We start from the raw sequence: 24,515 nt of genomic DNA, 5'->3' as shown, positions 1-24,515 counted from the left end.
CCGCAGCGCCGGCTGTGGTTTGTCGACCAGCTCGCCCCCTCCAGCGCCCCCTACAACATCGCGGTCGCGCACCGGCTGCGCGGCCCGCTGGACACCGGGGCGCTCGGCGCGGCGCTGCGGGCCGTGGCGACCCGGCACGACGTGCTGCGCTGGCGCATCCCGCAGACCGCCGGGGTGCCCTACGCGGTGTGCGAGGAGCCGACCGACGTGGCGGTGCCGGTGGTCGACCTGACCGGCCGCGCCGACGCCGAGGCCGAACTGGCCGGGATGCTCGCCGCCGGTGCCGCGCACGCCTTCGACCTGGCCACCGGACCGCCCTGGCAGGTGACCGTCTACCGGCTCGGCCCCGCCGAGCACGTGCTGGCGATGACCATGCACCACGCGGTCTTCGACGGCTGGTCCGAGGCCGTCCTCTACGCCGACCTGGCCACCGGGTACGCCCACGCCGTCGCCGGTGACCCGCCGGTGCTGCCGGCCCTGGCCGCCTCGTACGCCGACTACGCGGTGTGGCGCGACGCGCGGGACCGCCGGCAGGGCCCCGCCGACCTCACCTGGTGGGCGGAGCACCTGCGGGGTGTGCCGACCGTGCTGGACCTGCCCCGCGACCGTCCCCGCCCGGCGGTGCAGACGTACGCGGGCGCGGAGGCGGCGGTGACGCTGACCGCCACCGCCGACCGGGCGGTCCGGGACCTGGCCGAGCGGGGCGGCAGCACCGTCGCGGCGGTGCTGCTGGCCGGGTTCGCCGAACTGCTGCGCCGGCTCACCGGCGGCGACGACCACGTGGTCGGGGCGATCGTCGCGGACCGCCGGCTGGCCGCCTTCGACGACGTGGTCGGCTTCTTCATCGACACCGTCCCGGTGCGGCTGCGCACCGGCCCCGACGGCCCGGCCGGGGTGGGATTCGCCGAACTGGTCGACAGGTGCGCCGCCGAACTGCACGAGGCGACCGCCCACCCGGGCGCGCCGCTGGAGAAGCTCGTCGAGACCCTCGGCGTCGGCCGGGACACCTCCCGGGCACCCTTGGTGCAGGTGCTGTTCAACGTGCTCAACTTCACCGCGCCCCGGCTGACGCTGACCGGGCTGACCGCCGAGGCGCTGCCGGTGCCCAAGCCCGGCTCCCCGTTCGACATCACGGTCTACGTGGTGCAGCGCGACGGCCGGTGCGGGGTGGACGTGGTCTACAACCCGGACCTGTTCGACGCCGACCGGATCGACGCGCTCCTGGCCGACCTCGCCGACCTGGTCGGCGCGCTCGCCGCCGACCCCGACACCCCGGCCGGCGCGGTCGCCGCGGCGCTGCCCCGGCCGACCGTGCGGGTGGCGGCGCTGGGCGCGATGACCGTGGCCGCCACCGAACCGGTCCGGGTCGCGCCGGTGCCGACCGGGCCGGACGAGCTGACCGAGACCGAGGAGCTGATCGCCGGCATCTGGCGGCAGGTGCTGGAACGCGACCGGGTCGGGGTCGCCGACAACTTCTTCGACATCGGCGGGCACTCGCTGGCCCTGGCGGCGGTGCACGCCCGGCTCACCGCCGCGACCGGCCGGTCGATCACCATGCTCGACCTGTTCCGGCACCCCACCGTCCGGGCGCTCGCCGCCAGCCTCGACGGGGCCGCCGACCGACCCGAGCTGGCCCGCGCCGCGTTGCGCGCCGCCGCCCGGCGCGGCCGGACCCGTCGTACCCCACCGCCCCGCCGACCGCACCAACAGTGACGACGCCTCCCTCCCCACCGCCCGCGGGCGGCACCTTGCGACAAAGGACAACCCCGATGCAGAACGATTTCGCCACCGCGTCGCCCACCGACGACGGCATCGAACCCATCGCCATCGTCGGGCTCGCCGCGCGGCTGCCCGGCGCCGCCGACGTCGACGAGTTCTGGCGCAACCTGGTCGACGGCGTCGAGTCGGTCACCGAGCTGAGCCGGGACGAGCAGCTCGCCCGGGGCGCCACCGCCGACGAGGTCGACGACCCGGGCTGGGTGAACCGGGCCCCGCTGATCGACGGGTACGACACCTTCGACGCCGGGCTGTTCGGGATGACCAGCCGCGAGGCGGAGATGACCGACCCGCAGCACCGGCTGTTCCTGGAGAGCTGCTACACCGCGTTGCAGGACGCCGGCTACGACCCGGCCCGCTACCCCGGCGCGGTCGGCGTGTACGCCGGCACCGGCGGCAACACCTACCTGCACCGGTACGTGCTGCGTAACAAGCGGGTCGGCGGCAACCCGCACGGCGCGGTCTCGCTGGCCACCGGCAACTCGCCGAACTACGTGGCGACCAACGTGTCGTACCGGCTGGACCTGCGCGGGCCGAGCCTGACCGTGCACACCGCCTGCTCGACCTCGCTGGTCGCCTTCCACCTGGCCTGCGAGGCGCTGCGCAACCACGAGTGCGACATGGCGCTGGCCGGTGGCGTCAACGTGGAGCTGCCGCACGTCGGCTACCTGGGCATGGACGGTTTCACCTCGCCCGACGGCCGGTGCCGCCCGTTCGACGCCGGGGCCAACGGCACGGTCTGGGGCAGCGGCGTCGGGGTGACCCTGCTCAAGCGGCTCTCCGACGCGATCGCCGACGGCGACACGATCCGCGCGGTGGTGCTGGGCAACGCGATCAACAACGACGGCGCCGGGAAGGTCGGCTTCACCGCCCCCAGCGTCGACGGGCAGGTCGAGGCGATCGCCCAGGCGGTCGGGATGGCCGGGGTCGACCCGCGCAGCATCAGCTACGTCGAGGCGCACGGCACCGGCACCGCGCTGGGCGACCCGATCGAGGTGGCCGCCCTGTCGGCGGTGTTCACCCGGGACACCGACGAGCGGGGCTGGTGCGGCATCGGCTCGGTGAAGTCCAACATCGGGCACCTGAGCCAGCCGTCCGGCATCGTCAGCGTGATCAAGACGGTGCTGGCGATGGAGCACGGGCTGATCCCCCCGACGATCAACTACGAGACGCCCAACCCGGGCATCGACTTCGCCGACACCCCGTTCTACGTGGCGAACACCCTGACCAAGTGGGACACCGACGGCGGGCCGCGCCGGGCCGGGGTCAGCTCGTTCGGCATCGGCGGCACCAACGCCCACGTGGTCCTGGAGGAGGCCCCGGCGGCCCACCGCGCGGACCGGCGGGTCCGCCCGGCGCACCTGCTGACGGTGTCGGCGAAGACCGCGTCGGCGCTGGACAGCGCCGTCACCCGGCTCGCCGACCACCTGGCGGCCACCACCGACGGCGGGCCGGGACTGCTCGCCGACGTGGCGCACACGCTGCGGGTGGGCCGGCAGGAGTACCCGCACCGGGTGGCCGTGGTCGCCACCGACCTGGCCGAGGCGGTGACCGCGCTGCGTACCCCGCGCCGCCGCCAGTCCGGGGTGGTCGACGGTGCCGCGCCCCGCACCGCGTTCCTCTTCTCCGGCCAGGGCGCCCAGTACGCCGGGATGGGCGCGCAGCTCTACGCCGAGGAGCCGGCCTTCGCCGCCACCGTCGACGAGTGCGCCGCGCTGCTCCGGCCCGAGCTGGGCCTGGACCTGCGGGACCTGATCCTCGGCCGGGACCCGCAGGCGGCGGAGAAGCTCACCGAGACCCGCTACACCCAGCCGGCCCTGTTCGTCGTCGAGTACGCCCTGGCGCTGCACTGGCAGCGGGCCGGCGTACGCCCGGCGGCGATGATCGGCCACTCGATCGGCGAGTACGTCGCCGCCACCGTCGCCGGGGTGCTGACCCCGCCCGACGCGCTGCGGGTGGTCGCCGCCCGGGGCCGGCTGATGCAGTCGCTGCCGGCCGGGGCGATGCTCGCCGTGTCGCTCGACGAGACGCAGGTCGCCGCCCGGCTGCCCGAGGGGCTGTCCATCGCCACCGTCAACGGGCCCGGCACCTGCGTGGTGGCCGGCGAGAGCGAGGCTGTCGCCGCGTTCGCCGACAGCCTCGGCGGCAAGAAGAGCAAGCCGCTGCGCACCTCGCACGCGTTCCACTCGCCGATGACGGACCCGATCCTGGCCGAGTTCACCGCGTTGATGGCGACGGTGCCGCTGCACGCCCCGACCATCCCGTTCCTGTCCAACGTGACCGGCACCTGGATCACCGCCGAACAGGCCACCGACCCGGCGTACTGGGCGGCGCACCTGCGCCGGCCGGTGCGTTTCGGTGACTGCGTGGCGACCCTGCTCGGCGCGGGCACCTGGGCGCTGCTGGAGTGCGGGCCGGGCCGGCAGTTGGCCAACCTGGCCCGGATGCAGGTCGCCAAGGGCTCCCCGGCGCAGCGGGCGTTGACCCCGCTGGGCAGCCTGCCCGGCCCCGGTGAGCCCACCGGCGACCTGGCCACCCTGCTCACCAGCGCCGCCGCCCTGTGGTGCGCCGGGACCGGGGTGCGGCTCGACGCCGACCCGGCCGCCCGGCGGGTGCCGCTGCCGACGTACCCGTTCGAGCGGCTGCGCTACTGGGTGGACCCGGACCCGGTGGCGGCGACGCCCGACGCCCCGGCCGACGCCGGCCCGCAGGCGCTGGAGCGGTGGTTCGCGGTGCCGGTGTGGCGGCAGGCCGCCGCCGACCCGGTGACCGTGCCCGGCGGCCGCTGCCTGGTGCTCGCCGCCGGCCCGCGCGCCGACGCGCTGGTCGCCGCGCTGCGGGCCGCCGGCGATGACCCGGTCGTGGTACGCCCCGGCACGGCGTTCGCGGCGACCGACGACGGGTACCGGCTGCGCCCCGGCCACCGCGAGGACCACGACGCGCTGGTCGCGGCGTTGACCGTCGGCGGGATGCCGACCCGGCTGGTGCACGCCTTCGCCCTGGACGGCACGCCCGCCGGCCTCGACGCCGCCGCCACCTGGGACGCCCAGCAGCGCGGCTTCTTCGACGCCCTGCACCTGGTGCAGGCGCTCGCCGGGGCGGGGGTGACCGCCGGGGAGCAGCCACTCACCCTCGACCTGGTCACCGCGGGCGTCGGCGACGTCACCGGTGCCGACCTGGTCCGCCCCGAGCACGCCACCCTCGCCGGCCTGGCCCGGGTGCTGCCGGCCGAACTGCCCGGCCTGGCCGTACGGCTGGTCGACGCCGACCCGGCCGGCGACGGGGTCGACGCGCTCGCCGCCGAACTGCGCCGCCCGGTCGACCCGGAGCGGGCGGAGGTGACGCTGCGCGGCACCCGCCGCTGGGTGACCGGCTACGAGCAGGTGACCGTCGCCGCCGAAACCGGTTCGGGGGCGTTGCGCGACGGCGGCCGGTACCTCGTCACCGGTGGCCTGGGCGGCATCGGCGTCACCCTCGCCGAGGACTTCGCCCGGCGGGCCGGGGCGAAACTGGTGCTGCTAGCCCGCTCCGGGCTGCCGCCGCGTGAGCGGTGGGACGACCACCTGGCGGTGCACGGCGGCGCGGACCGGGCCGGTCGGGCCATCGCGGCGATCCGCCGGATGGAGGCGGCCGGCGCGACGGTGCTGGTGCTCGCCGCCGACGTCACCGACCCGGCCGACCTGCGTCGGGTCCGGGCCACCGTGGAGGCCGAGTTCGGCGGGCTGGACGGCATCGTGCACGCCGCCGGTCTGCCCGGCGGCGGGATGGCCGAGGTGAAGGAACGGGCCGAGGCCGAGCGGGTGCTCGCCCCGAAGCTCACCGGCACCCTCGCCCTGGCCGAGGTCTTCGGTGACCTGCCGCTGGACTTCGTGGCGCTGTGCTCGTCGATCACCTCGGTGATCGGCGGCTTCGGCCAGGTCGACTACTGCGCGGCGAACGCCTTCCTCGACGCCTTCGCCCGCTCCGGCGCGGGTTTCCGGGCCCCGGTGCTGTCGCAGAACTGGGGTGGCTGGGCGGAGGTCGGCATGGCGGTGGAGACCGCCGCGCCGGCCGCGTTCCGGGCCGCCGGCCGGGACACCGTCACCACGCCGGTGGAGCACCCGGTGCTCACCACGAAGGTGGTCGGCCCGGAGTCGACGGTGCTGCACGGGCTGGTCTCCGCGGACACCCACTGGCTGCTCGACGAGCACCGCATCGGCGGGGTGCCGGTGGTGCCCGGCACCGCCCACCTGGAGTCGGTACGGGCCGCCGTGGCCGCCGCGGTGCCCGGCCCCGCCCCGCAGGCCGTGGTGGAGCTGCGCGACGTGGTGTTCCTGGAGCCGTTCGCGGTGCCGCAGGGCACCGTCGCCCAGTACCGGGTGGAGCTGACCGCCGCCGAGGACGGCGTCGACTTCGCCGTCCGCAGCCTGGCCGCCGGCCAGCTCCGCACCCACGTGCGCGGCTCGGCCGGCTGGACCGTCGAGGCCGCCCCGCCGGCCCGGGTGCCGGTGGTCGACGGCCGGCGGGTCGACGACGACGCCTCGTTCGGCCGGGGCCGCACCAGCATGCTGACCTTCGGCCCGCGCTGGGCCTCGCTGGCCGAGCACCGGCTCGGCGACGGCGAGGAACTGGCCCGGATCGAGGCCCCGGAACCGGTCCGCGCCGACCTGCCGGCGTGGGGGCTGCACCCGGCGCTGCTCGACGTGGCCACCGCCTTCGGCCGGGGGCAGGGCGACGGCACCTACCTGCCGCTGTCGTACGGGCGGATCGTGGTGCGCGGGCCGCTGCCGGCGGTGTTCCACAGCCACCTGCGGCACCGGGCCAGCGCCACCGACGAGGTGGTCGCCGCCGACCTGTCGCTGACCGACCCGCAGGGGCGGGAACTCGTCGCGATCGGTGACTTCGTGCTGCGCCGGGTCGACCAGGGCGCGGTCACCGGCGGGTTGACCGGCACCGCCGACGCGGCCCCGGCCGAACCGGCGGCCGGGGCGCTCACCGAGGACATCCGCCCGGTCGACGGCGCGGAGGCGTTCCGGCGCAGCCTCACCGCCGGCCTCGGCCCGCAGGTGGTGATCGCCACCCGGACGGTGGCGGACATCCGGCGGCGGGCCTCCCGGGTCACCACCGACAGCCTGGAGCAGGACCCGGAGCCGTCGACCGCCGCCCCGGCGTCGACCGGCGGCGGCTCGGCGGCCCCGCGTACCGAACTGGAGATCACCATCGCCGGGGTGTGGCGGGACGGGCTGGGGGTGGCCGAGGTCGGGGTGGACGACGACTTCTTCGCCCTCGGCGGCAACTCGCTGGTCGCGGTGCAGCTGATCGCCGCGATGCGTAAGGCGACCGGGGTCCGGCTGCCGATGCGCAGCCTCTTCGAGACCCCGACCGTGGCCGGTCTGGCCGAGCGCATCACCCAGCTGCGGGCCGCCGCCGCCGACGAACCGGCCGCGCCGGCCACCATCCCCGCCATCCCGCGGCTACCCCGCGCCTGACGTCGAGAAAGCAGGAGACCACGCAATGAGCGACACGATCGCCACGCTGCCGGTGGTCGTCGAGAACGACGGCACACCCCTGACCGAGCTGATCGACCGCCGCCGGGCCGAGCTGCGCGACACCCTCGTCGCGCACGGCGGGCTGCTGTTCCGCGGTTTCGACGTGGGCGGGGTGGACGGCTTCGACGCGGTGGTGCGGGCGTTCTCCGGCGAACCGCTGACCTACACCGAGCGGTCCTCGCCCCGGCACGCCATCAAGGGGAAGGTCTACACCTCGACCGACTACCCGCCGGACGAGGAGATCTTCCTGCACAACGAGAACTCGTACCAGGCGCGCTGGCCGCTGACGCTGTTCTTCTACTGCCTCACCGCGCCGCAGACCCTCGGCGCGACCCCGCTGGCCGACGTGCGCCGGGTGTACGCCGAGATCGACCCGGCGGTGCGCGAGGAGTTCGTCCGGCGGCGCTGGCTGCTGGTGCGCAACTTCCACGCCGACTTCGGCACCCGCTGGCAGGACGTCTTCGGCACCGACGACCGGGCGCAGGTGCAGGCGTACGCGGCGGCGAACCGGATCGAGCTGGAGTGGGTGGGCAGGGACGGGCTGCGGACCCGGGCGGTGCGGGACGTGGTGCACCACCGGCCCGGCTCGGACACCCCGCGCTGGTTCAACCACGCCACCTTCTTCCACCTGAGCACCCTGCCGAAGGACTACCAGGAGGGACTGCTGGCGATGTTCGGCCCCGAGGGGCTGCCGGCGAACACCTACTACGGCGACGGCGGCGAGATCCCCGCCGACGTGATGGACCACCTGCGGGCCGCGTACCGGGCGGCCAGCGTCCGCTTCGACTACCGGCGCGACGACGTGCTGGTGGTCGACAACATGACCGCCGCGCACGGGCGGGAGCCGTTCACCGGCCCCCGCAAGATCGCCGTCGCGATGGCCGAACCGCACACCCCCGACACCGCTGGAGCGAACTGATGGCCGACACCCGATTCCTGGTCGTGCGCAACGACGAGGAGCAGTACTCGATCTGGGCGGCCGACCGCGACCTGCCCGCCGGCTGGCACGACGCGGGCTTCTCCGGCAGCCGCGAGGAGTGCCTGGCCCACGTGGACGAGGTCTGGACCGACATGCGTCCGCGTTCGGTACGGGAGCAGACGGCATGACCCGCGAGTGGACCTTCCCCGCCTCGTTCGCCCAGGAACGGGTCTGGATCGCCAACCAGCTCGACCCGGCCTCCCCGGTCTACAACGTGTCGGTGCCGTGCCGGCTGCCCGCCGACCTGGACGCCGAGGCGGCGACCGAGGTGTTCAGCCAGGTCGTCGCCCGGCACGAGGCGCTGCGTACCCACCTACGGGTCGACGACGGCACCCTGGTGCAGGTGGTCCGGGAGCACGAGCCGCCCCGGCTGCCCGTCGACGACCTGCGTGGACTGCCCGAGCCGGAGCGCGTGCGGCGGTCCAACGCGCTGCGTGCCGAGCTGGCCCGGACCCCGATCCCGTTGGACGCGCCGCCGCTGTGGCGGGCCCGGCTGATCCGCTTCGACGACGGGTGGACGCTGCTGCTGGTGGTGCACCACGCCGTCTTCGACAGCCACTCGGCGGTGCTGTTCGGCGCCGAGGTCGCCGCGTTCGCGCGGACCGCGTCGACCGGCGCGCCGGCCGCCGTGCCGGAGCTGCCCATCCAGTACGCCGACTTCGCGGTGTGGCAGCGCGACCAGCTCACCGGCGCGGAACGGGACCGGCAGCTCGCCTTCTGGACCGGGCACCTGGCCGGTGCCCCGAAGGCCACCGGCCTGCCGCTGGACCGGCCCCGCCCGGCCCAGCTCGGCTTCGCCGGTGACGAGGTCCGCTTCGACCTGCCCGCCGGGCTGCTGGACCGGATCACCCGGCTGGCCGCCGGGTCGGCGGCGACCCCGTACATGGTGCTGCTGGCCGGTTTCGCGGCGCTGCTGTCGCGGATCTCCGGCGACACCGACGTGGTGGTCGGGGTCTCCACGGCCGGTCGGGAGACCGCCGAGCTGACCCCGCTGATCGGCATGTTCGTCAACCCGGTGGCGTTGCGCTGCGACGTCGGCGGCGACCCGCGCTTCGCCGAGCTGCTCGGTCGGGTCCGCGACGGGCTGGTCGACGCCCTGGAACACGGGCAGACCCCGTTCCAGGCGATCGTCGAGGCGGTCGCCCCGGAGCGGGACCCGTCGGTGCAGCCGATCTTCCAGACCGCGCTGAACTTCATCCCCGACTCGGGGCTGGACCCGGTGGAGCTGGGCACCACCAAGGACGACCTGGCGTTCGACATCACCACCGGGGAGAGCCGGCTGGTCTACCGCACCGAGCTGTTCGACCGGGCCACCGCCGAGGCGGTCGTGGCCCGCTACGTCCGGCTGCTCGACGCGGCGGTGACCGACCCGCAGCGGCCGGTCTCCGCGCTGCCGCTGCTCGCCGACGCCGAACGGGACCTGGTCCTCGGCGGGTGGGCCGGGGTGGCGGCGACCGGACCGGCGGCCACCGTCGTCGACGAGGTGCAGCGGCAGGTGGCGGCCACCCCGGACGCCACCGCCCTGGTCTGCGAGGACGTCACGTTGACGTACGCGCAGCTCAACGCCGCCGCGAACCGGCTGGCCCGGGTGCTGGTGGGTCGGGGCGTCGGCCCGGAGACCCGGGTGGCGCTGGCCCTGCCGCGCGGCCCGGAGCTGCTGGTGGCGATCCTCGCCGTGCTCAAGGCCGGCGCGGCGTACGTGCCGGTGGACACCGGTTACCCGGCCGGCCGGATCGGCTACCTGCTCACCGACGCCGCACCGGCGCTGGTGCTGGCCGTGCCGGAGACCGCCGCCCTGGTGCCGGCCGACGCGCTGCTGGTCGACGGGGTGCTCGACGCCGACGGTGACGGCGGTGGCGATCTCACCGACGCCGACCGGGTCGCGTCGCTGCGCCCGGAACACCCCGGCTACGTGCTGTACACCTCCGGCTCGACCGGCCGGCCCAAGGGTGTCGTGGTGGAGCACCGGGCGATCGTCGCGTACCTGGCCTGGGCCCGGGACACCTACCCGGGGCTGGCCGGCACCGCCCTGCTGCACTCGCCGGTCTCGTTCGACCTGACGGTGACCGGGCTGCTCGGCCCGCTCACCGCCGGGGGTACCGTCCGGCTGGCCGGGATCGACTCCCCGGCGGCCCGGGTGGGTGGCCGGCCGACCTTCCTCAAGGTCACCCCGAGCCACCTGCCGCTGCTGGAGGAGGCCCTGTCACCCACCACCGACCTGGTGATCGGCGGCGAGGCGCTCACCGGTGAGCAGCTCGCCGACTGGCGGGCCGCGCATCCGGATGTGGCGGTGGTCAACGAGTACGGCCCGACCGAGGCCACCGTCGGCTGCGTCGCCGCCCGGCTCGCCCCCGGGCAGCCGGTGCCCGCCGGCCCGGTGTCGATCGGCCGGCCCACCGCCACCAGCCGGGTGTACCTGCTCGACGCCGCCTGGCAGCCGGTCCCGCCGGGGGTGGTCGGTGAGCTGTACGTCGCCGGTGACCAGCTCGCCCGGGGCTACCTGGGCCGGCCCGGCCTGACCGCCGAGCGGTTCCTGCCCTGCCCGTACGGCCCGCCGGGGCAGCGGATGTACCGCACCGGTGACCTGGCCCGGTGGCGGGCCGACGGCACCCTGGACTACCTGGGTCGCCGCGACGACCAGGTCAAGGTGCGCGGGATGCGGATCGAGCTGGGCGAGATCGAGGCGGCGATGCGGGAGCACCCGGAGGTGCGCCAGGCGGCGGTGGCCGTCCGCACCGACTCGGGGGAGCCGACCCTGGTCGGTTACCACGTCGGCACCGCCGAGGAGGCGCACCTCGCCGCCGAGCTGGCCCGGGAGCTGCCGGCGCACCTGGTGCCGACCGCGTTCGTCCGGCTCGACGCGTTGCCGCTGACCCCGAACGGCAAGCTGGACCGGGTGGCGCTGCCCGCCCCGCCGGAGTCCGTGGCCGGCGACGGCTACGTCCCGCCCCGCACCGACGCCGAGACCCTGGTCGCCGAGGTGTACGCCGACATCCTCCAGGTGGAGAAGGTCGGCGCGCTGGACGACTTCTTCGCCCTCGGCGGCAACTCGCTGCGCGGCATGCGGGCGATGGCCCGGATCCGCGCCGAGGTGGACGTCGACCTGCCGATGCGGGCGCTGTTCGGCAGCCCCGTGGTGGCCGACCTGGCCGCCCAGATCGAGGCGCAGATCGCCGCCGAACTGGACGACCTTTCCGAGACCGAGGTCGCCGCGTTGCTGGCGGCGGAGAAGGACACCCCCGCATGACGGACCTGAAGGATTCCCGGGAGGCCGCCCGGGCGGCGTTGATCGCCCAGCGGTTGCGCCGACGACAGGCCACCCCCGCCGCCCGCGTCACGCCGCGACCCGACGACGTCGAGGTGCCGCTGTCGTACGCCCAGGAGCGGGTCTGGTTCATGGACCAGCTCGCCCCGGGCGAGGCGGCGTACCACATCGCGGTGCCGTTGCGGGTGCGTGGCCCGCTCGACGTCACGGCGCTGCGCGCCGCCCTGGCCGCGCTGACCGCCCGGCACGAGTCGCTGCGCAGCCGGTTTCCCGCCGACGCCGACGGCAAGCCGACCGTGGTGGTCGCCGACGCGGTCGAGGTGCCGCTGACCGTGGTCGACGCCCCGGACGAGCGGGCCGCCCGGGAGCTGGTGGAGGCGGCCTCGCTCGCGCCGTTCGACCTGGCGGCCGGGCCGCTGCTGCGGGCGCTGCTGATCCGGCTGGCCGCCGACGACCACGTGCTGTTCCTCAGCAAGCACCACATCGTCGGCGACGGCTGGTCGGTCGACGTGCTGCTGCGCGACCTGATCACCGCCTACCGGGGCGGCGAGCTGCCCACCCTGCCGGTGCAGTACGGCGACTTCGCCGTCTGGGAGGCCCAGGAGCTGGGCGGCCCGGCGGCCCGGTCGCACCTGGACTGGTGGAAGTCCCGGCTGGCCGGGATCACCCCGCTGGAGCTGCCGCTGGACCGGCCCCGCCCGGCCACGCAGACCTACCGGGGCGACTTCGTCGAGTTCCGGCTCGACGAGGCGGAGACGGGGCGGCTGACGGCGCTGACCCGGGAGTCCGGTGGCACGCTGTTCATGACGCTGCTCGCCGCGTACCAGGTGTTCCTGGCCCGGCACGCCGGCCAGGAGGACTTCGCGGTCGGCGCGTCGGTGGCCGGCCGGTCCGCCCCGGAGTTGGAGAACGTCGTCGGCATGTTCATCAACATGCTGCCGTTGCGCGCCGAGCTGGCCGGTGACCCGACCTTCACCGAGCTGCTGGAACGCACCCGGCGTAGCGTGCTGGACGGCTTCGAGCACGCCGAGGTGCCGTTCGCGAAGGTGGTCCACGAACTGGGCCTGCCCCGCGACGTCAGCCGCTCGCCGGTGTTCCAGGCCATGTTCGTGTTGCAGAACTACGAGATGGGCCGGTTCACCGGGGTCTCCGACGCCACCGACGTGACGTTCGACTGGACCCCGATGGAGCTGCGGGCCACCCGGTTCGACTTCGAGCTGCACGCCGTGGAGACCGCCGACGGGCTCTGGGGCAAGCTGGTCTTCAACACCGACCTGTTCGACCGGGCCACCGTGGAGCGGATGGCCGGCCGCTGGTGCACCCTGCTGCGGGCGGTCGCGGCCACCCCGGACGTGGCGGTTTCGGCGCTGGACCTGCTCCCCGCCGGGGAGCGGGCGCTGCTGGCGTCCTGGAACGACACCACCGCCGACTTCCCGACCGCCGAGACGCTGCACGGCCCGATCGAGGCGGCAACGGCGGCCACCCCGGACGCGGTGGCGGTCACCATCGAGGGCGTATCGACGACGTACGCGCAGCTCAACGCTGCGGCGAACCGGGTGGCGCACCGGCTGCGGGCGGCCGGCGTCGGCCCGGAGACCCTGGTCGGGGTCTGCGCGGAACGCTCCGTGGAGCTGGTCGCCGGGCTGCTCGGCGTGCTCAAGGCCGGTGGGGCGTACCTGCCGCTGGACCCGGAGTACCCGGCCGACCGGTTGGCCTTCATGCTGACCGACGCCGCCGCGCCGGTGGTGCTGGTGCAGGAGCAGTTGCGTGACGTGCTGCCCACGGTCGACGCGACGGTGCTGGCCCTGGACGACCCGGCGGTCTGGGCCGACCAGCCGCAGACCGATCCGACCCCGCTGGCCGGCCCGGAACACCTGGCGTACGTGATCTACACGTCGGGGTCGACGGGTCGCCCGAAGGGGGTGCCGAACACCCATCGGGGCATCGTCAACCGGCTCGACTGGATGCAGAAGACCTACCGGCTCGACGTCGACGACGCGGTGTTGCAGAAGACCCCGGCCAGCTTCGACGTGTCGGTGTGGGAGTTCTTCTGGCCGCTGCGTACCGGGGCCCGGCTGGTGCTGGCCAAGCCCGGCGGCCACAAGGACGCCGGTTACCTGCGCGACGTGCTGGTGGCCGAGCGGGTCACCACCGCCCACTTCGTCCCGTCGATGCTGACGGTGTTCCTGGCCGAGGAGGGGGTGGAGGCGGCCACCGCGCTGCGGCGGGTGATCTGCTCCGGCGAGGAGCTGCCGCTGGCCTCGGCGGTCGACTTCACCGCCCGGCTGCCGCACTGCGCCCTGCACAACCTGTACGGCCCGACCGAGGCGGCGATCGACGTCAGCGCCTGGCACTGCGACCCGGCGCTGCTGGCCGGGTCGACCGGCGTGCCGATCGGTGGGCCGATCGCCAACCTGCGGCTGCACGTGCTCGACCCGGCCGGCCGGGAGTGCCCGGTCGGGGTGGCCGGTGAGCTGCACATCGGCGGGGTGGGGCTGGCCCGTGGCTACCACCGCCGGCCGGCGCTGACCGCCGAGCGGTTCGTGCCGGACCCGTTCTCCGGTGAGCCGGGTGCCCGGCTGTACCGCACCGGCGACCTGGCCCGCTGGGTGCCCGACCCGGCGGGGCCGACGGCCGGGGCCGACCCGGCCGGGGTGATCGAGTTCCTGGGCCGGATCGACCACCAGGTCAAGCTGCGGGGCCTGCGCATCGAGCTGGGTGAGATCGAGAGCGCCCTACGCGAGCAGCCCGGGGTGGCCGAGGCGGCGGTGGTCGTCCGGGAGGACAGCCCCGGCGACAAGCGGCTCACCGCCTACCTGGTGGGCGACGCCGAGCACGCCGCGCTCAAGGCGGCGCTGAAGGAGACCCTGCCGGAGTACATGGTGCCGGCCGCGTTCGTCACCCTGGACGCGTTGCCGCTGACCCCGAACGGCAAGCTCGACCGCCGCGCGCTGCCCGCGCCGGTGGTCACCCGCGAGGCGTCGGTGGCCCTGGTCGAGCCGCGTGACGACACCGAGCGGTTGCTCGCCGGCATCTGGTCGGAGGTGCTGGGCGTGCCGACGCTCGGCATCGACGACGACTTCTTCGACCTGGGCGGGCACTCGATGCTCGCCACGCAGGTGGTGGCGAAGATCCGCCGGGCCGAGCACGGTGGCCGGGCGGTCGGCGTGATGGACCTGTTCCAGCAGCGCACCATCCGCGAGCTGGCCACGTTCATGACCGGTGACGCCGGGGCGGCCGGCCCGCGTCGGCTGCTCTACGAGCTGACCAAGCCGATCCCGGCCGGCAGGCGGGTGCTCAGTTACGTCTGCGTGCCGTACGGCGGCGGCAGCGCCATCGTCTACCAGCCGCTGGCCGACGCGCTGCCCGCCGGGCACGCGTTGTGGTCGCTGGCCATCCCCGGTCACGACGTCGGGCTGACCGAGGACGCCCTGCCGTTCGACGAGCTGACCAGCCGGGTGGCCGCCGAGATCGTGGAGCGGATCGAGGGGCCGCTGGCCCTCTACGGCCACTGCGGGGTGGGCAGCGCGATCATCGCCGAGGTGGCCCGCAAGGTGGAGGCCGCCGGCCGGGAGCTGGAGGTCGTCTACATCGGGGCGATGTTCCCGTTCGCCCGCCCGAAGGGTGCCTTCGCGGCGTTGCGCAACCGGCTGGAGCAGCTCAGCAGCAACCGGCACTACGCGAGCTGGCTCAAGAGCATGGGGGTGGACACCGACGAGTTGGAGCCGGAGCAGGCCGACCGGATCATCAGCAACATGCGGGCCGACTCCCGCGCGTCGGAGGAGTACTTCACCGGGCTGCTCGACCGGGGCGCGGCGAAGCTGCGTGCGCCGATCGTCTCGGTGGTCGGCTCCGAGGACCCGGTGACCGACTACCACGCCGAGCGGTACGCGGAGTGGCAGTTCCTCAGCGACACCCTCGGCCTGGTGGTGCTCGACCAGGCCGGCCACTTCTTCCTCAAGTACCGGGCCGACGAGCTGGCCGAGATCGTCACCCAGGTGCACCCGGCCGTGCGGGCCGGGGACGTGACGGCGCTCGGTCCGGCGGCCCGGGGCGAGGACGCCGGCTGGGTGGTCGCCGACCACCAGCGGATCGGTGACGCCGACCGGCCGGCCCCGGCGGTGGTGAAGCCGAGCATGGCCCGGTTCGTCGCGGTCACCGCCGGCCAGCTCGTCTCCACCACCGGCTCGGCGTTGACCGCGTTCGCCCTGCCGATCTGGCTGTTCACCCGCACCGGGTCGGTGGCCGACCTGGGCCTGCTGTGGGCGTTGGCGCTGATCTGCGGGGTGCTGATGCTGCCGGTGGCCGGCGCGCTCACCGACCGGGTCAGCCGGCGACGGATCATGATGATCGCGAGCTGCGTGTCGGGCTCCATCCAGCTCGTCCTCGCCGCCCTGCTCTGGACCGACAACCTCGCCCTGTGGCACATCTACGGGCTGGTGGCGCTGAGCCAGGTGGCCGGGTCGTTCCAGCGGATCGCCTTCCAGTCGGCGGTGCCGCAGCTGGTGCCGAAGCGCTACCTGGGGCACGCGATGGGCATCACCCAGCTCTCCAGCGGCTTCGCGATGCTCCTGATGCCGGTCTTCGCGGCCGGTCTGCTCGCCGCGATCGGCCTCAAGGGCATCCTGCTGATCGACGTGGCGAGCTACCTGGTGGCGGTGCTGACGCTGGCCGTGGTCCGCTTCCCCGACCTGCTCGGCTGGCGGCCCCGGGAACGGCTGCTGGTGGCGATCGCCAACGGCCTGCGCTACTCGTGGCGGCACAAGGGTTTCCGGCTGATGCTCGGCTACTTCGCGCTGGGCAACGTCTTCCTGGCCCCGGCGCTGGTGCTCACCACCCCGCTGGTGCTGTCGTTCGGCAACGCCACCCAGGTGGCACAGGTGGCGCTGGCCGAGGCGATCGGCGCGGTGACCGGCGGGGTGCTGATGTCGCTGTGGGGCGGGCCCCGGCAGCGGCGGATGATCGGGGTGCTGATCGGCAACCTGGGCACCGCCGTCGGCTGTGTGCTGATCGGCCTGGACGCCTCCGTCGTCATGATCGCGTTTGGGGCGTTCTGGCTGGCCATGGCGATGACCACCGCCCAGTCGATCTACGCCACGATCGTCCAGGTGAAGGTGCCGCAGCGGTTCCACGGCCGGGTGTTCAGCCTGAACCAGACGATCTCCTGGTCGACCCTGCCGATCGGGTTCGCGCTGCTCGCCCCGGGCGCGACCGCCCTGTTCGAGCCGATGCTCGCCGACGGCGGGTCACTCGCCGGGTCGGTGGGCGCGGTGATCGGCACCGGTCCGGGCCGGGGCATCGGCTTCGCGTACGTCTGCTTCGGGCTGGCCCTGGTGCTGATCACGCTCGGCGGGTTCGCGATCCGGATGCTGCGCCGGTTCGACATCGAGGTGCCCGACTCGCTCCCCGACGACCTGATCGGGGCGCAGGAGCGGCAGCGGCGGCTCGCCGAGCGGGCGAAGGCCCGCCCGGAGCCGGTGTCGGTGGCCGGCTGAGCACCCGCGCGGGCACGGCGACATGCGTCGTGCCCGCGCGGCAGCGGGACCCCCGACCGCGGCGGGTCCCCCGGGGACGGTGCCGCCTCGGGGGCGTACGTCGCGGTCGGGCCTGGTCAGCGCTGCTCAGCAGGGCTCGCCCCTGGTCAGAAGGACTCGACCGGATCGGTGAGGTCGGTGTCCGCCGGTTCCCGGGGCTCGGCCACCCAGGCGGAGAAGACCGGCAGCCCGTGCCACGGCCCGGTGCCGCCGTCGCGGTGGTCGGTGGCCACCGCCAGCACCGCGTACGGGTGCCCGAAACGCCACTCGGCGCTGCGGCGTACGCCCTCCGGCGGGAGGCTGGTCAGGGCGAACGCCCCGGTCACCGCGGCGGCCTCGAAGCCGTACCGGCCGTAGTGGGCCACCGTCGCCTGCCGGGCCTCGACGCCCACGTCGACGCCGAGCAGCCCACCCAGCGCCCGCCCCACCGCCGCGAACCCCAGCCCGGGGGCGGTCAGGTCGTGCTCGTCCCGGGCCGACCAGCAGGGCAGCACCGCGCGGTGGCGTTCCTCCCGGTCGTCGCGGGCGGCGGTGCGGACCCGCTCCTCGCGCAGCGTGCCGAGGGGACCCGCGCCCAGCGGCAGGTCGAACAGCGACCGGCGGGCCGGTTCGCCGTCCACCGCCGCGCCGGCCAGCGCGTAGCCGGCGGCGAGCACGTCGGCGGGCGGGACCGCCGGATCGGCGAGCACCGAGAGCACCACCAGCCCGGCCCCGTCGTGCTCCACCGCCTCGGCGGCGTGCACGGCGACGTCACCGGCCGGCCCGGTCGCCGCGATCCAGACCCGGTGTCCGTGCTCCGGGCTGCGCAACGCCCGGCCCAGCCGCCCGGCCCAGCCGCCGCCCCCACCGTCCCGGCTGGGCACGTCGCGCCGCTGCGGGCCGGCCGGCCCGCGCCCCTCGTCCGGCCCGTGCCGGCGGTCAGGCCCGTCTCCGTCGTCCGGTCGGGCCGCGTCGCGCGGGTCGTCGGGGCCGAGCGCCGCGCCGGGCACCAGGTCGAACGGGGTGGCCCAGGAGATCCGGGTGGCCAGGGCGCTGGCCAGCGCCAGCAGCACCCGGGGGGAGACGGTCAGCGGGAACCGGTCGACCAGGCCGAGGGTGTGCTCACGGGCCCAGGCGTCCAGGCCCGCCCGGTCGGGCAGCGGGCCGGTGGCCGTGCTCCGGGGCAGCCCGTCCCACCAGCCGGCCAACCGGTCGGGGTCCGCGCCGGGCCGGTGCCAGACGGCGGTGGCCGACGGCACCAGCGGGTGCGGCCGGTCCAGCAGCGCGGCGGCCGCCTGCGCGGCGACCGCCACGTCGACACCGAGCACCTCGGCCAGTTCGGCCCGGACCGCGCCGGTGGCGGCCGGCGCGGCGAGCGCCAGCAGCAGCCAGGCCCCGAGCGGGGAGGCGACGTGGTGCCGGTCGCCGAGGTCGGCGTGCAGCCGGGCGGCGTACCGGGCCAGCGGGTCGTGCGGGAGCGTCGTCATGCCCTCCACTGTGCCCACCGTGCGGGCCACCGGCACCCGCTCAGGACCACAGTTCGAACGGTTCGTCGATCCGCTCGCCCGCGAGGAACGCGGTGAGCAGGGCGGGCAGCCGACCCGGGTAGAACCGGGCGGGGCTGGTCACGATCTCCTCGGCCGACCACCAGCGGAACCCGAAGTAGTCCTCCACCTCGTAGTCGAGCCGGTCCGCTCCGTCGACGTCCGGCGCGGCGGCGTCGAGGCGTACCGTCAGCACCACCTCGTCCTGGACGTGGCGCAACCGGCGGTGGATGAAGCTGGCCCGCCGCCGCCAGGTCGGCGGGCCGAGCTGCGCGGCGGTGACCACGAAGCCGGTCTCCTCCCGCAGTTCCCGCAGGGCGGTCTGCGGGTACGTCTCACCGGGGTCGACGCCCCCGCCGGGCAGCTCCCACCAGGTGCCCAGCCGGGGGTGTTCCGGGTCACGGGTGTGGAACAGCAGGATCAGGCCGTCCCGGTCGCGGACCACCAGCCGGACGGCGGTGCGTTCGACCACCGGCAGGTCCCGGGGCAGTTCGGTCATGGGCCTCCCTCGACGGGGCACCGTCCGGGCGGCGGCGGTGCGACGATGGCGATCATGGTGGAGCTCTTCGGTGAGGTGGCGGACGACTACGACGAGATCCGGCCGGGCTATCCGGCCGCCCTCGCCGCCACCATCCTCGCCTATCACGGTGGACCCCCCGCCCGGCTGGTCGAGGTCGGCGCGGGCACCGGCCTGGCCACCGCGCTGCTGCGTGATCTCGCCCACCCCGACGGGCCGCCCCCTGCACGTCCGGCGGCGGCCGGGGCCGTCCCGGCGCGGGTGACCTGCGTCGAGCCGGACGCGCGGATGGCGGCGGTGCTGGCCGCCCGGTTTCCCGACGTCGAGGTGGTGGTGGCCCGGTTCGAGCAGTGGTCCCCGCCGCCGGCCGGGGTGCCCCTGCTGGCCTGCGCGTTGGCCTGGCACTGGCTCGACCCGGCCACCCGCAACCGGCGGGCCCACGACGCGCTGACCCCCGGCGGCACCCTGGCCGTCTTCGCCCACCGGTACGACTACGTCGACCCGGCCCAGTCGGCGGCGATCCGGGCGGCGTTCGAGTCGGTCGACCCGGTGCCGCACCACGACCAGCCGGAGGACTGGTTCCACGCCGACGTCACCGGCAGCGGGCTGTTCACCGACGTCCGGTCGACGGCGTTGCGCCGGTCGGTGCCGCTGACCACGGCGCAGTACCAGCGGCTGGTCGGCACCTTCTCGCCGCAGCTGCGCCGCCCACCGCAGCAGCGGGAGCGGGTCCTCGCGGCGGTCGGGGCCGCCGTCGACGACTTCGGCGGCACCGTCACCCTCGACCTGCGGACCACCCTGGTGCTGGCCCGGCGGCCGGCCTGACGACAATTCACCGGACGGTCGTGTCGATCCGGCCCGGTCGCCGTTCGACCAGAGGGTGAGCGGGTCGAACGGCGACCCGACAACGAGGAGCGACGATGGCCAAGTACATGCTGATCATGCGGAACACGGACGATTCCCTGGCGACGATGATGAAGATCCCCTTCGAGGAGATGCTGGAGACGATGGGGCGGTTCAACGACGAGTTGATCCGCGCGGGCGTGCTGGTCGCCGCCGAGGGCCTGGAGGACCCGGCGCAGGGCGTGGTGGTCGACTACAGCGGGGAGACCCCGGTCGTCACCGACGGCCCGTACGGCGAGACGAAGGAGCTGTTCGGCGGCTTCTACCTGCTGGACGTGGCGTCGAAGGAGGAGGCCGTCGAGTGGGCCCGGCGGATGCCGGCGGTCAACGGCAGCAAGTGCGAGGTGCGCCGGGTCCCCGGCATCGACGAGTTCCCGCAGGACAACGAGTTCATCGTCCGGGAGCGGGAGTGGCGCGAGCGGACCGGCCAGCTCTGAGCGTGGTCCCCACCGACGGCCCGCCGGGCGCCGAGTCGGCCCGGCGGGCCGTCGAGGCGCTCTGGCGCATCGAGTCGGCCCGGATCGTCGGCGCGCTGGCCCGGTACACCGGCGACTTCGCGCTCGCCGAGGACGTCGCCCAGGAGGCGGTGGCGCAGGCCCTGGTCGGCTGGGCGCGCGACGGCGTGCCGGCGAACCCGGTGGGCTGGCTGCTCACCGCCGCCCGGCGGCGCGCGGTCGACGCGTTCCGCCGCCGGGCGGCGCTCGACGACCGGTACGCGGTGCTCGCCGGCCAGCTCGCCGGACCGGCGTCCGGGGACGGGGAGCTGCCGTGGGACCCGGACCGGGTCGACGACGACGTCCTGGCGCTGATGTTCGTCGCCTGTCATCCGGTGCTCGCGCCGCCGGCCCGGCTGGCGTTGACGCTGCGGGTGGTCGGCGGCCTGTCCAGCGAGGAGATCGCGCGGGCGCTGCTGGTGCCGGTGCCCACCGTGCAGGCGCGGATCACCCGGGCGAAGAAGACGATCGCTGCCGCGCGGGTGCCGTTCGCCCTGCCGGAGCCGCCGCAGCGGCGGGAACGCCTCGGCGCGGTCCTGGGCGTGCTCTATGTGATCTTCACCGAGGGGTCGACGGCGACGGCCGGCGTCGACCTGCTCCGCCCCGACCTGGCGTACGAGGCGATCCGGCTGGCCCGGACGCTGGCCGCGCTGCTGCCCGGCGAGCCGGAGGTGCACGGTCTGCTCGCCCTGTGCGAGCTGACCGCAGCCCGGTTCCCGGCCCGGGTCGACTCCGACGGCGAGGCGGTGCTGCTGACGGACCAGGACCGGCGGCGGTGGGACAGGTCGGCGATCCGCCGGGGGATGGCGGCGCTCGGCCGGGCCGTGGCGTCGGGGCGCGGCCTCGGGCCGTACGGGTTGCAGGCGTCGATCGCCGCCTGCCACGCCGCCGCCCCCTCGGTGGAGGGCACCGACTGGGCCCGGGTGGTGCTGCTCTACGAGGCGCTCGGCCGGGTGGCGCCGTCGCCGGTGGTCGAGCTGAACCGGGCCGTGGCCGTGGCGATGGCCGACGGTCCGCAGGCGGCGCTGGCCGTGGTGGACGAGGTCGCCGCCGGGGGCCGCCTCGCCGGGTCGCACCTGCTGCCCGGCGTCCGTGGCGAGCTGCTCGCCCGGCTCGGCCGGACGGCGGAGGCGCGCGCCGAGCTGGAGTTCGCCGCCCGGCTGTGCCGCAACGTGCGGGAACGGGCGGTGCTGCTGCGTCGGGCCGACGACCTCGACGGGTGATCCGGTCCGGCTGGCGGTAGGCTGCCCGCCGTGGCAGGTCTGTTGAGGAACGTGGCGTCCCGGCTGGGCCGGGTGACCGGCGCGCAGCGCGCCACCCCCGGTCCGATCCCGGCGCAGGTGGCCCGGCGGCGTCAGGTCAGCGCCCTGCAACGGCGGGAGCTGTCGTACGCCCCGGAGCCGGACGGGCAGGCCGACCCGGGGGAGATCGTCTGGACCTGGGTCCCCTACGAGGACGACCCGAAGCAGGGCAAGGACCGTCCGGTGCTGGTGGTCGGCCGGTCCAGCCACACCCTGTTCGGGTTGATGCTGTCCAGCCAGAGCGATCGGGACGGTCAGCGGCACTGGCTGGCGCTGGGCCCGGGGGAGTGGGACCGCGACGCCCGTCCGAGCTGGGTACGGCTGGACCGGGTGCTCACCATGCGTGAGGACGGCATCCGCCGGGAGGGCGCGGTGCTGGACCGGGGGCGCTTCGACCGGGTCGGGCAGGCGCTGCGGTCCGGCTACGGCTGGCGCTGACCGGTCGGTGCCGCCGCTGTCGTTGGTGGCGCTCCGGACGGGGCGTGCGGTTCAGCATTCGGCGAGGCGGGCGGCGTCGAGCAGTTGCCGGGGTGACTGCCGGCTGGTGACGCCCTTCGCCCGGTACATCGCGGCGTCGGCCCGGCAGAGCGCGTCGGCGAGCTGGGTGGGGCCGGTGACCGGGGCGAGCCCGACCGAGGCGGTGACCCGGACGCTGCACGCGCCCAGCGGGATGGGGGCGGCCATGGCCTCGCAGAGCCGCCGGTTGGCGTGGTCGATCCAGCGTCGGTCGAGCGAGGGGCTGGCCAGCAGGCCGGCGAACTCGTCGCCGCCGAGCCGGGCGACCAGGTTGTCGCCGGCGAAGGCGGCCAGCCGTTGGGCGACGCTGATCAGCACCTGGTCGCCGGCGGCGTGTCCGTAGCGGTCGTTGACCTGCTTGAAGTCGTTGAGGTCGAGGACCACCGCGATGAGGGGCTGCCCGCCGGCGTCGGTGAGCAGCGCGGCGGCCAGCCGGTAGAAGGCCCGCCGGTTGGGCAGCCCGGTGAGCGGGTCGTGGCTGGCGGCGTGCCGTTCCGCGGCCAGTTCGGCCTGCAGGTGCTCCAGTTCCGCCTCGGCCTGGAGGGCCCGGCGGCGTAGCTGCCACACCGAGACCAGGGCCCCGGCTGCGGAAACGCCGGACGCGACGGTCAACGGATCCGGCACGGGTCCTCCCTCGCAGTGTCGGCGCACGACCCGTGCGGCGGCGGCCGTCGTGCCCCGCCGGGTCGCTGTTTGCCCAGGTGGAAGCCCTGAGCCTGGTAACCCAAAGTGAACGGATAAGTACCGCCCACGTGCGTTATCATGCTCGCTGTCCGATGCAGATGCAATAGCAGATGCACGTGCAGCACGGCCGGATCTGATGTCGCACCGCCCCTTCGGCACCGCAACGTCCCCTCGCGACAGTGGCTCCGCACCCCGACAGAGAGACATCCATGCAGCAGCCAGAGAACGGCGTCCCCACCACCCAGTTGCCCCCGCTGAGGTGGGAGAAGAGCCGGCGAAGCAATCCCAGCGGCAACTGCGTCGAGTTGGCCGAACTACCCGGCGGGGCCGGCATCGCCGTGCGCAACTCGCGCCATCCCGAGGGCCCGGCCCTGATCTACACGGTGGACGAGATAACGGCGTTCGTCCTCGGCGCCCGCGACGGGGACTTCGACCATCTGATCGGCTGACGCCCGACGGTCCCGCCCACGGGACCGTATCCGTCCGGAGGATGTTCACCTCACCGTCGGTCCATGGCATGCTTACTCGTCGGTCGGGCGGGGGCCAGGGGCCGCGATCGGTTGGTGTGGGCAAGCGCGGAGGGGCGGGGCACGTGACGATGGTTGCCGCCGAGGGGGGACCGGCCACCGGCCCCACGGTGTTGCGGATGCTGCTCGGCGCGCAGTTGCGCCGGCTGCGGGAGGCCAGCGGTGTCACGCGTGAGGGCGCGGGCTGGGAGATCCGCTCCTCGGAGTCGAAGATCAGCCGGATGGAGCTGGGCCGGGTCGGCTTCAAGGAACGCGACGTCGCCGACCTGCTCACCCTCTACGGGGTGACCGTCGCCGAGGAACGCGACGCGCTGCTCAAGCTGGCCCGCGACGCCAACAGCCCCGGCTGGTGGCACCGCTACGGCGACGTCCTGCCCGGCTGGTTCCAGTCCTACCTGGGCCTGGAGGCCGCCGCCGCGCTGATCCGCAGCTACGAGGTGCAGTTCGTCCCCGGCCTGCTCCAGACCCCGGAGTACGCCCGGTCGGTGGTCCTGCTCGGACACCGGGGCGCGGCGGTCGAGGAGGTCGACCGGCGGGTCGAGCTGCGCATCCAGCGCCAGCAGGTGCTGCACCGGGAGAACCCGCCGCAGCTGTGGGCGGTGATCGACGAGGCCGCCCTGCGCCGGCCGATCGGCGGCCCGCAGGTGATGCACGGGCAGTTGACCGCGCTGATCGAGGCGACCCGCTCGTCGCACATCCGACTACAGATCATCCCGTTCGACGCCGGAGGCCACGCCGCCGCCGGCGGGGCCTTCACCATCCTGCGCTTCGGCGACGACGACCTGCCCGACATCGTCTACATCGAACAGCTGACCAGCGCGCTCTACCTCGACAAGCGGGAGGACCTGGACTACTACGCCGCCGCGATGGAGCGGCTCTGCGTCGAGGCCACCCCGCCGGAACGCACGCCCGAGGTGCTCACCCGACTGCGTGACGAGCTGTACCCGCAGTGACGGCCGCACCGGGCC

General features: G+C 74.9%; 15 protein-coding genes. 12 read left to right on the top strand and 3 right to left on the bottom strand.

The window, feature by feature from the left end; translation table 11 throughout:
* The 6 genes from H1A17_RS16315 to H1A17_RS16290 form a co-directional block, all read left to right on the top strand.
* Positions 1-1,713 (top strand): condensation domain-containing protein (locus H1A17_RS16315; protein WP_228543646.1); only part of this gene is annotated, 1,713 nt, incomplete at its 5' end.
* A gap of 56 nt (positions 1,714-1,769) precedes the next feature.
* Positions 1,770-7,244 (top strand): type I polyketide synthase, encoded by a 5,475-nt coding sequence (locus tag H1A17_RS16310; protein ID WP_194822255.1) that lies wholly within the window; start codon positions 1,770-1,772, stop codon positions 7,242-7,244.
* 25 nt (positions 7,245-7,269) lie between these two features.
* Complete coding sequence (locus H1A17_RS16305; RefSeq protein WP_145920408.1) at positions 7,270-8,223, top strand: TauD/TfdA family dioxygenase; 954 nt, start codon at positions 7,270-7,272, stop codon at positions 8,221-8,223.
* Positions 8,223-8,411 (top strand): MbtH family protein, encoded by a 189-nt coding sequence (locus H1A17_RS16300; RefSeq protein WP_145920407.1) that lies wholly within the window; start codon positions 8,223-8,225, stop codon positions 8,409-8,411. Before H1A17_RS16305 ends, H1A17_RS16300 begins: the two co-directional genes overlap by 1 nt.
* Entirely contained in the window at positions 8,408-11,530 is a 3,123-nt protein-coding gene (locus H1A17_RS16295; RefSeq protein ID WP_194822254.1) for a non-ribosomal peptide synthetase, read from the top strand. The genes H1A17_RS16300 and H1A17_RS16295 overlap by 4 nt, the downstream gene beginning before the upstream one ends.
* Complete coding sequence (locus tag H1A17_RS16290) at positions 11,527-17,043, top strand: non-ribosomal peptide synthetase/MFS transporter (RefSeq protein WP_194822253.1); 5,517 nt, start codon at positions 11,527-11,529, stop codon at positions 17,041-17,043. The genes H1A17_RS16295 and H1A17_RS16290 overlap by 4 nt, the downstream gene beginning before the upstream one ends.
* Positions 17,044-17,189: 146 nt before the next feature.
* On the opposite strand, the gene H1A17_RS16285 is transcribed toward H1A17_RS16290, so the two are convergent.
* The gene (locus H1A17_RS16285) at positions 17,190-18,548 is read right to left on the bottom strand and encodes a hypothetical protein (protein WP_194822252.1); all 1,359 of its coding nucleotides are present in this window, start codon (positions 18,546-18,548) and stop codon (positions 17,190-17,192) included.
* 40 nt (positions 18,549-18,588) lie between these two features.
* Positions 18,589-19,104 (bottom strand): NUDIX hydrolase, encoded by a 516-nt coding sequence (locus H1A17_RS16280; protein WP_145920404.1) that lies wholly within the window; start codon positions 19,102-19,104, stop codon positions 18,589-18,591.
* Between the two features lie 54 nt (positions 19,105-19,158).
* On the opposite strand from H1A17_RS16280, the gene H1A17_RS16275 reads away from it, so the two are divergent.
* From H1A17_RS16275 to H1A17_RS16260, 4 genes are all read left to right on the top strand, one after another.
* Positions 19,159-19,947, top strand: coding sequence for a trans-aconitate 2-methyltransferase (locus tag H1A17_RS16275; RefSeq protein WP_194822251.1), 789 nt, complete (start codon positions 19,159-19,161; stop codon positions 19,945-19,947).
* A gap of 95 nt (positions 19,948-20,042) precedes the next feature.
* Positions 20,043-20,462 (top strand): YciI family protein, encoded by a 420-nt coding sequence (locus H1A17_RS16270; RefSeq protein ID WP_145920402.1) that lies wholly within the window; start codon positions 20,043-20,045, stop codon positions 20,460-20,462.
* 2 nt (positions 20,463-20,464) lie between these two features.
* Positions 20,465-21,742, top strand: a complete 1,278-nt coding sequence (locus H1A17_RS16265; RefSeq protein ID WP_309236784.1) for a DUF6596 domain-containing protein — start codon at positions 20,465-20,467, stop codon at positions 21,740-21,742.
* Positions 21,743-21,772: 30 nt separating this feature from the next.
* The gene (locus H1A17_RS16260; RefSeq protein WP_194822249.1) at positions 21,773-22,258 is read left to right on the top strand and encodes a type II toxin-antitoxin system PemK/MazF family toxin; all 486 of its coding nucleotides are present in this window, start codon (positions 21,773-21,775) and stop codon (positions 22,256-22,258) included.
* A 51-nt stretch (positions 22,259-22,309) separates the two neighbouring features.
* Here H1A17_RS16260 and H1A17_RS16255 read toward each other — a convergent pair whose 3' ends face one another.
* Positions 22,310-22,960: a GGDEF domain-containing protein gene (locus tag H1A17_RS16255; RefSeq protein ID WP_194822248.1), complete on the bottom strand. Its 651-nt coding sequence runs from the start codon at positions 22,958-22,960 to the stop codon at positions 22,310-22,312.
* Between the two features lie 269 nt (positions 22,961-23,229).
* Between H1A17_RS16255 and H1A17_RS16250 the strand changes: the two genes are divergently transcribed.
* Complete coding sequence (locus tag H1A17_RS16250) at positions 23,230-23,469, top strand: DUF397 domain-containing protein (RefSeq protein WP_088645293.1); 240 nt, start codon at positions 23,230-23,232, stop codon at positions 23,467-23,469.
* Positions 23,470-23,618: 149 nt separating this feature from the next.
* Positions 23,619-24,500 carry a helix-turn-helix domain-containing protein gene (locus tag H1A17_RS16245; protein ID WP_375372819.1) on the top strand — a complete coding sequence of 294 codons (882 nt, stop codon included), beginning with the start codon at positions 23,619-23,621 and terminating at the stop codon, positions 24,498-24,500.
* The last annotated feature ends 15 nt before the right edge of the window (positions 24,501-24,515 follow it).

Source organism: Micromonospora sp. S-DT3-3-22, from assembly GCF_015354745.1.
GTDB classification, from domain to species: domain Bacteria; phylum Actinomycetota; class Actinomycetes; order Mycobacteriales; family Micromonosporaceae; genus Micromonospora; species Micromonospora wenchangensis.
Note: the sequence above shows the minus strand (reverse complement) of the source record. Positions and strands in the feature narration are given on the sequence as shown.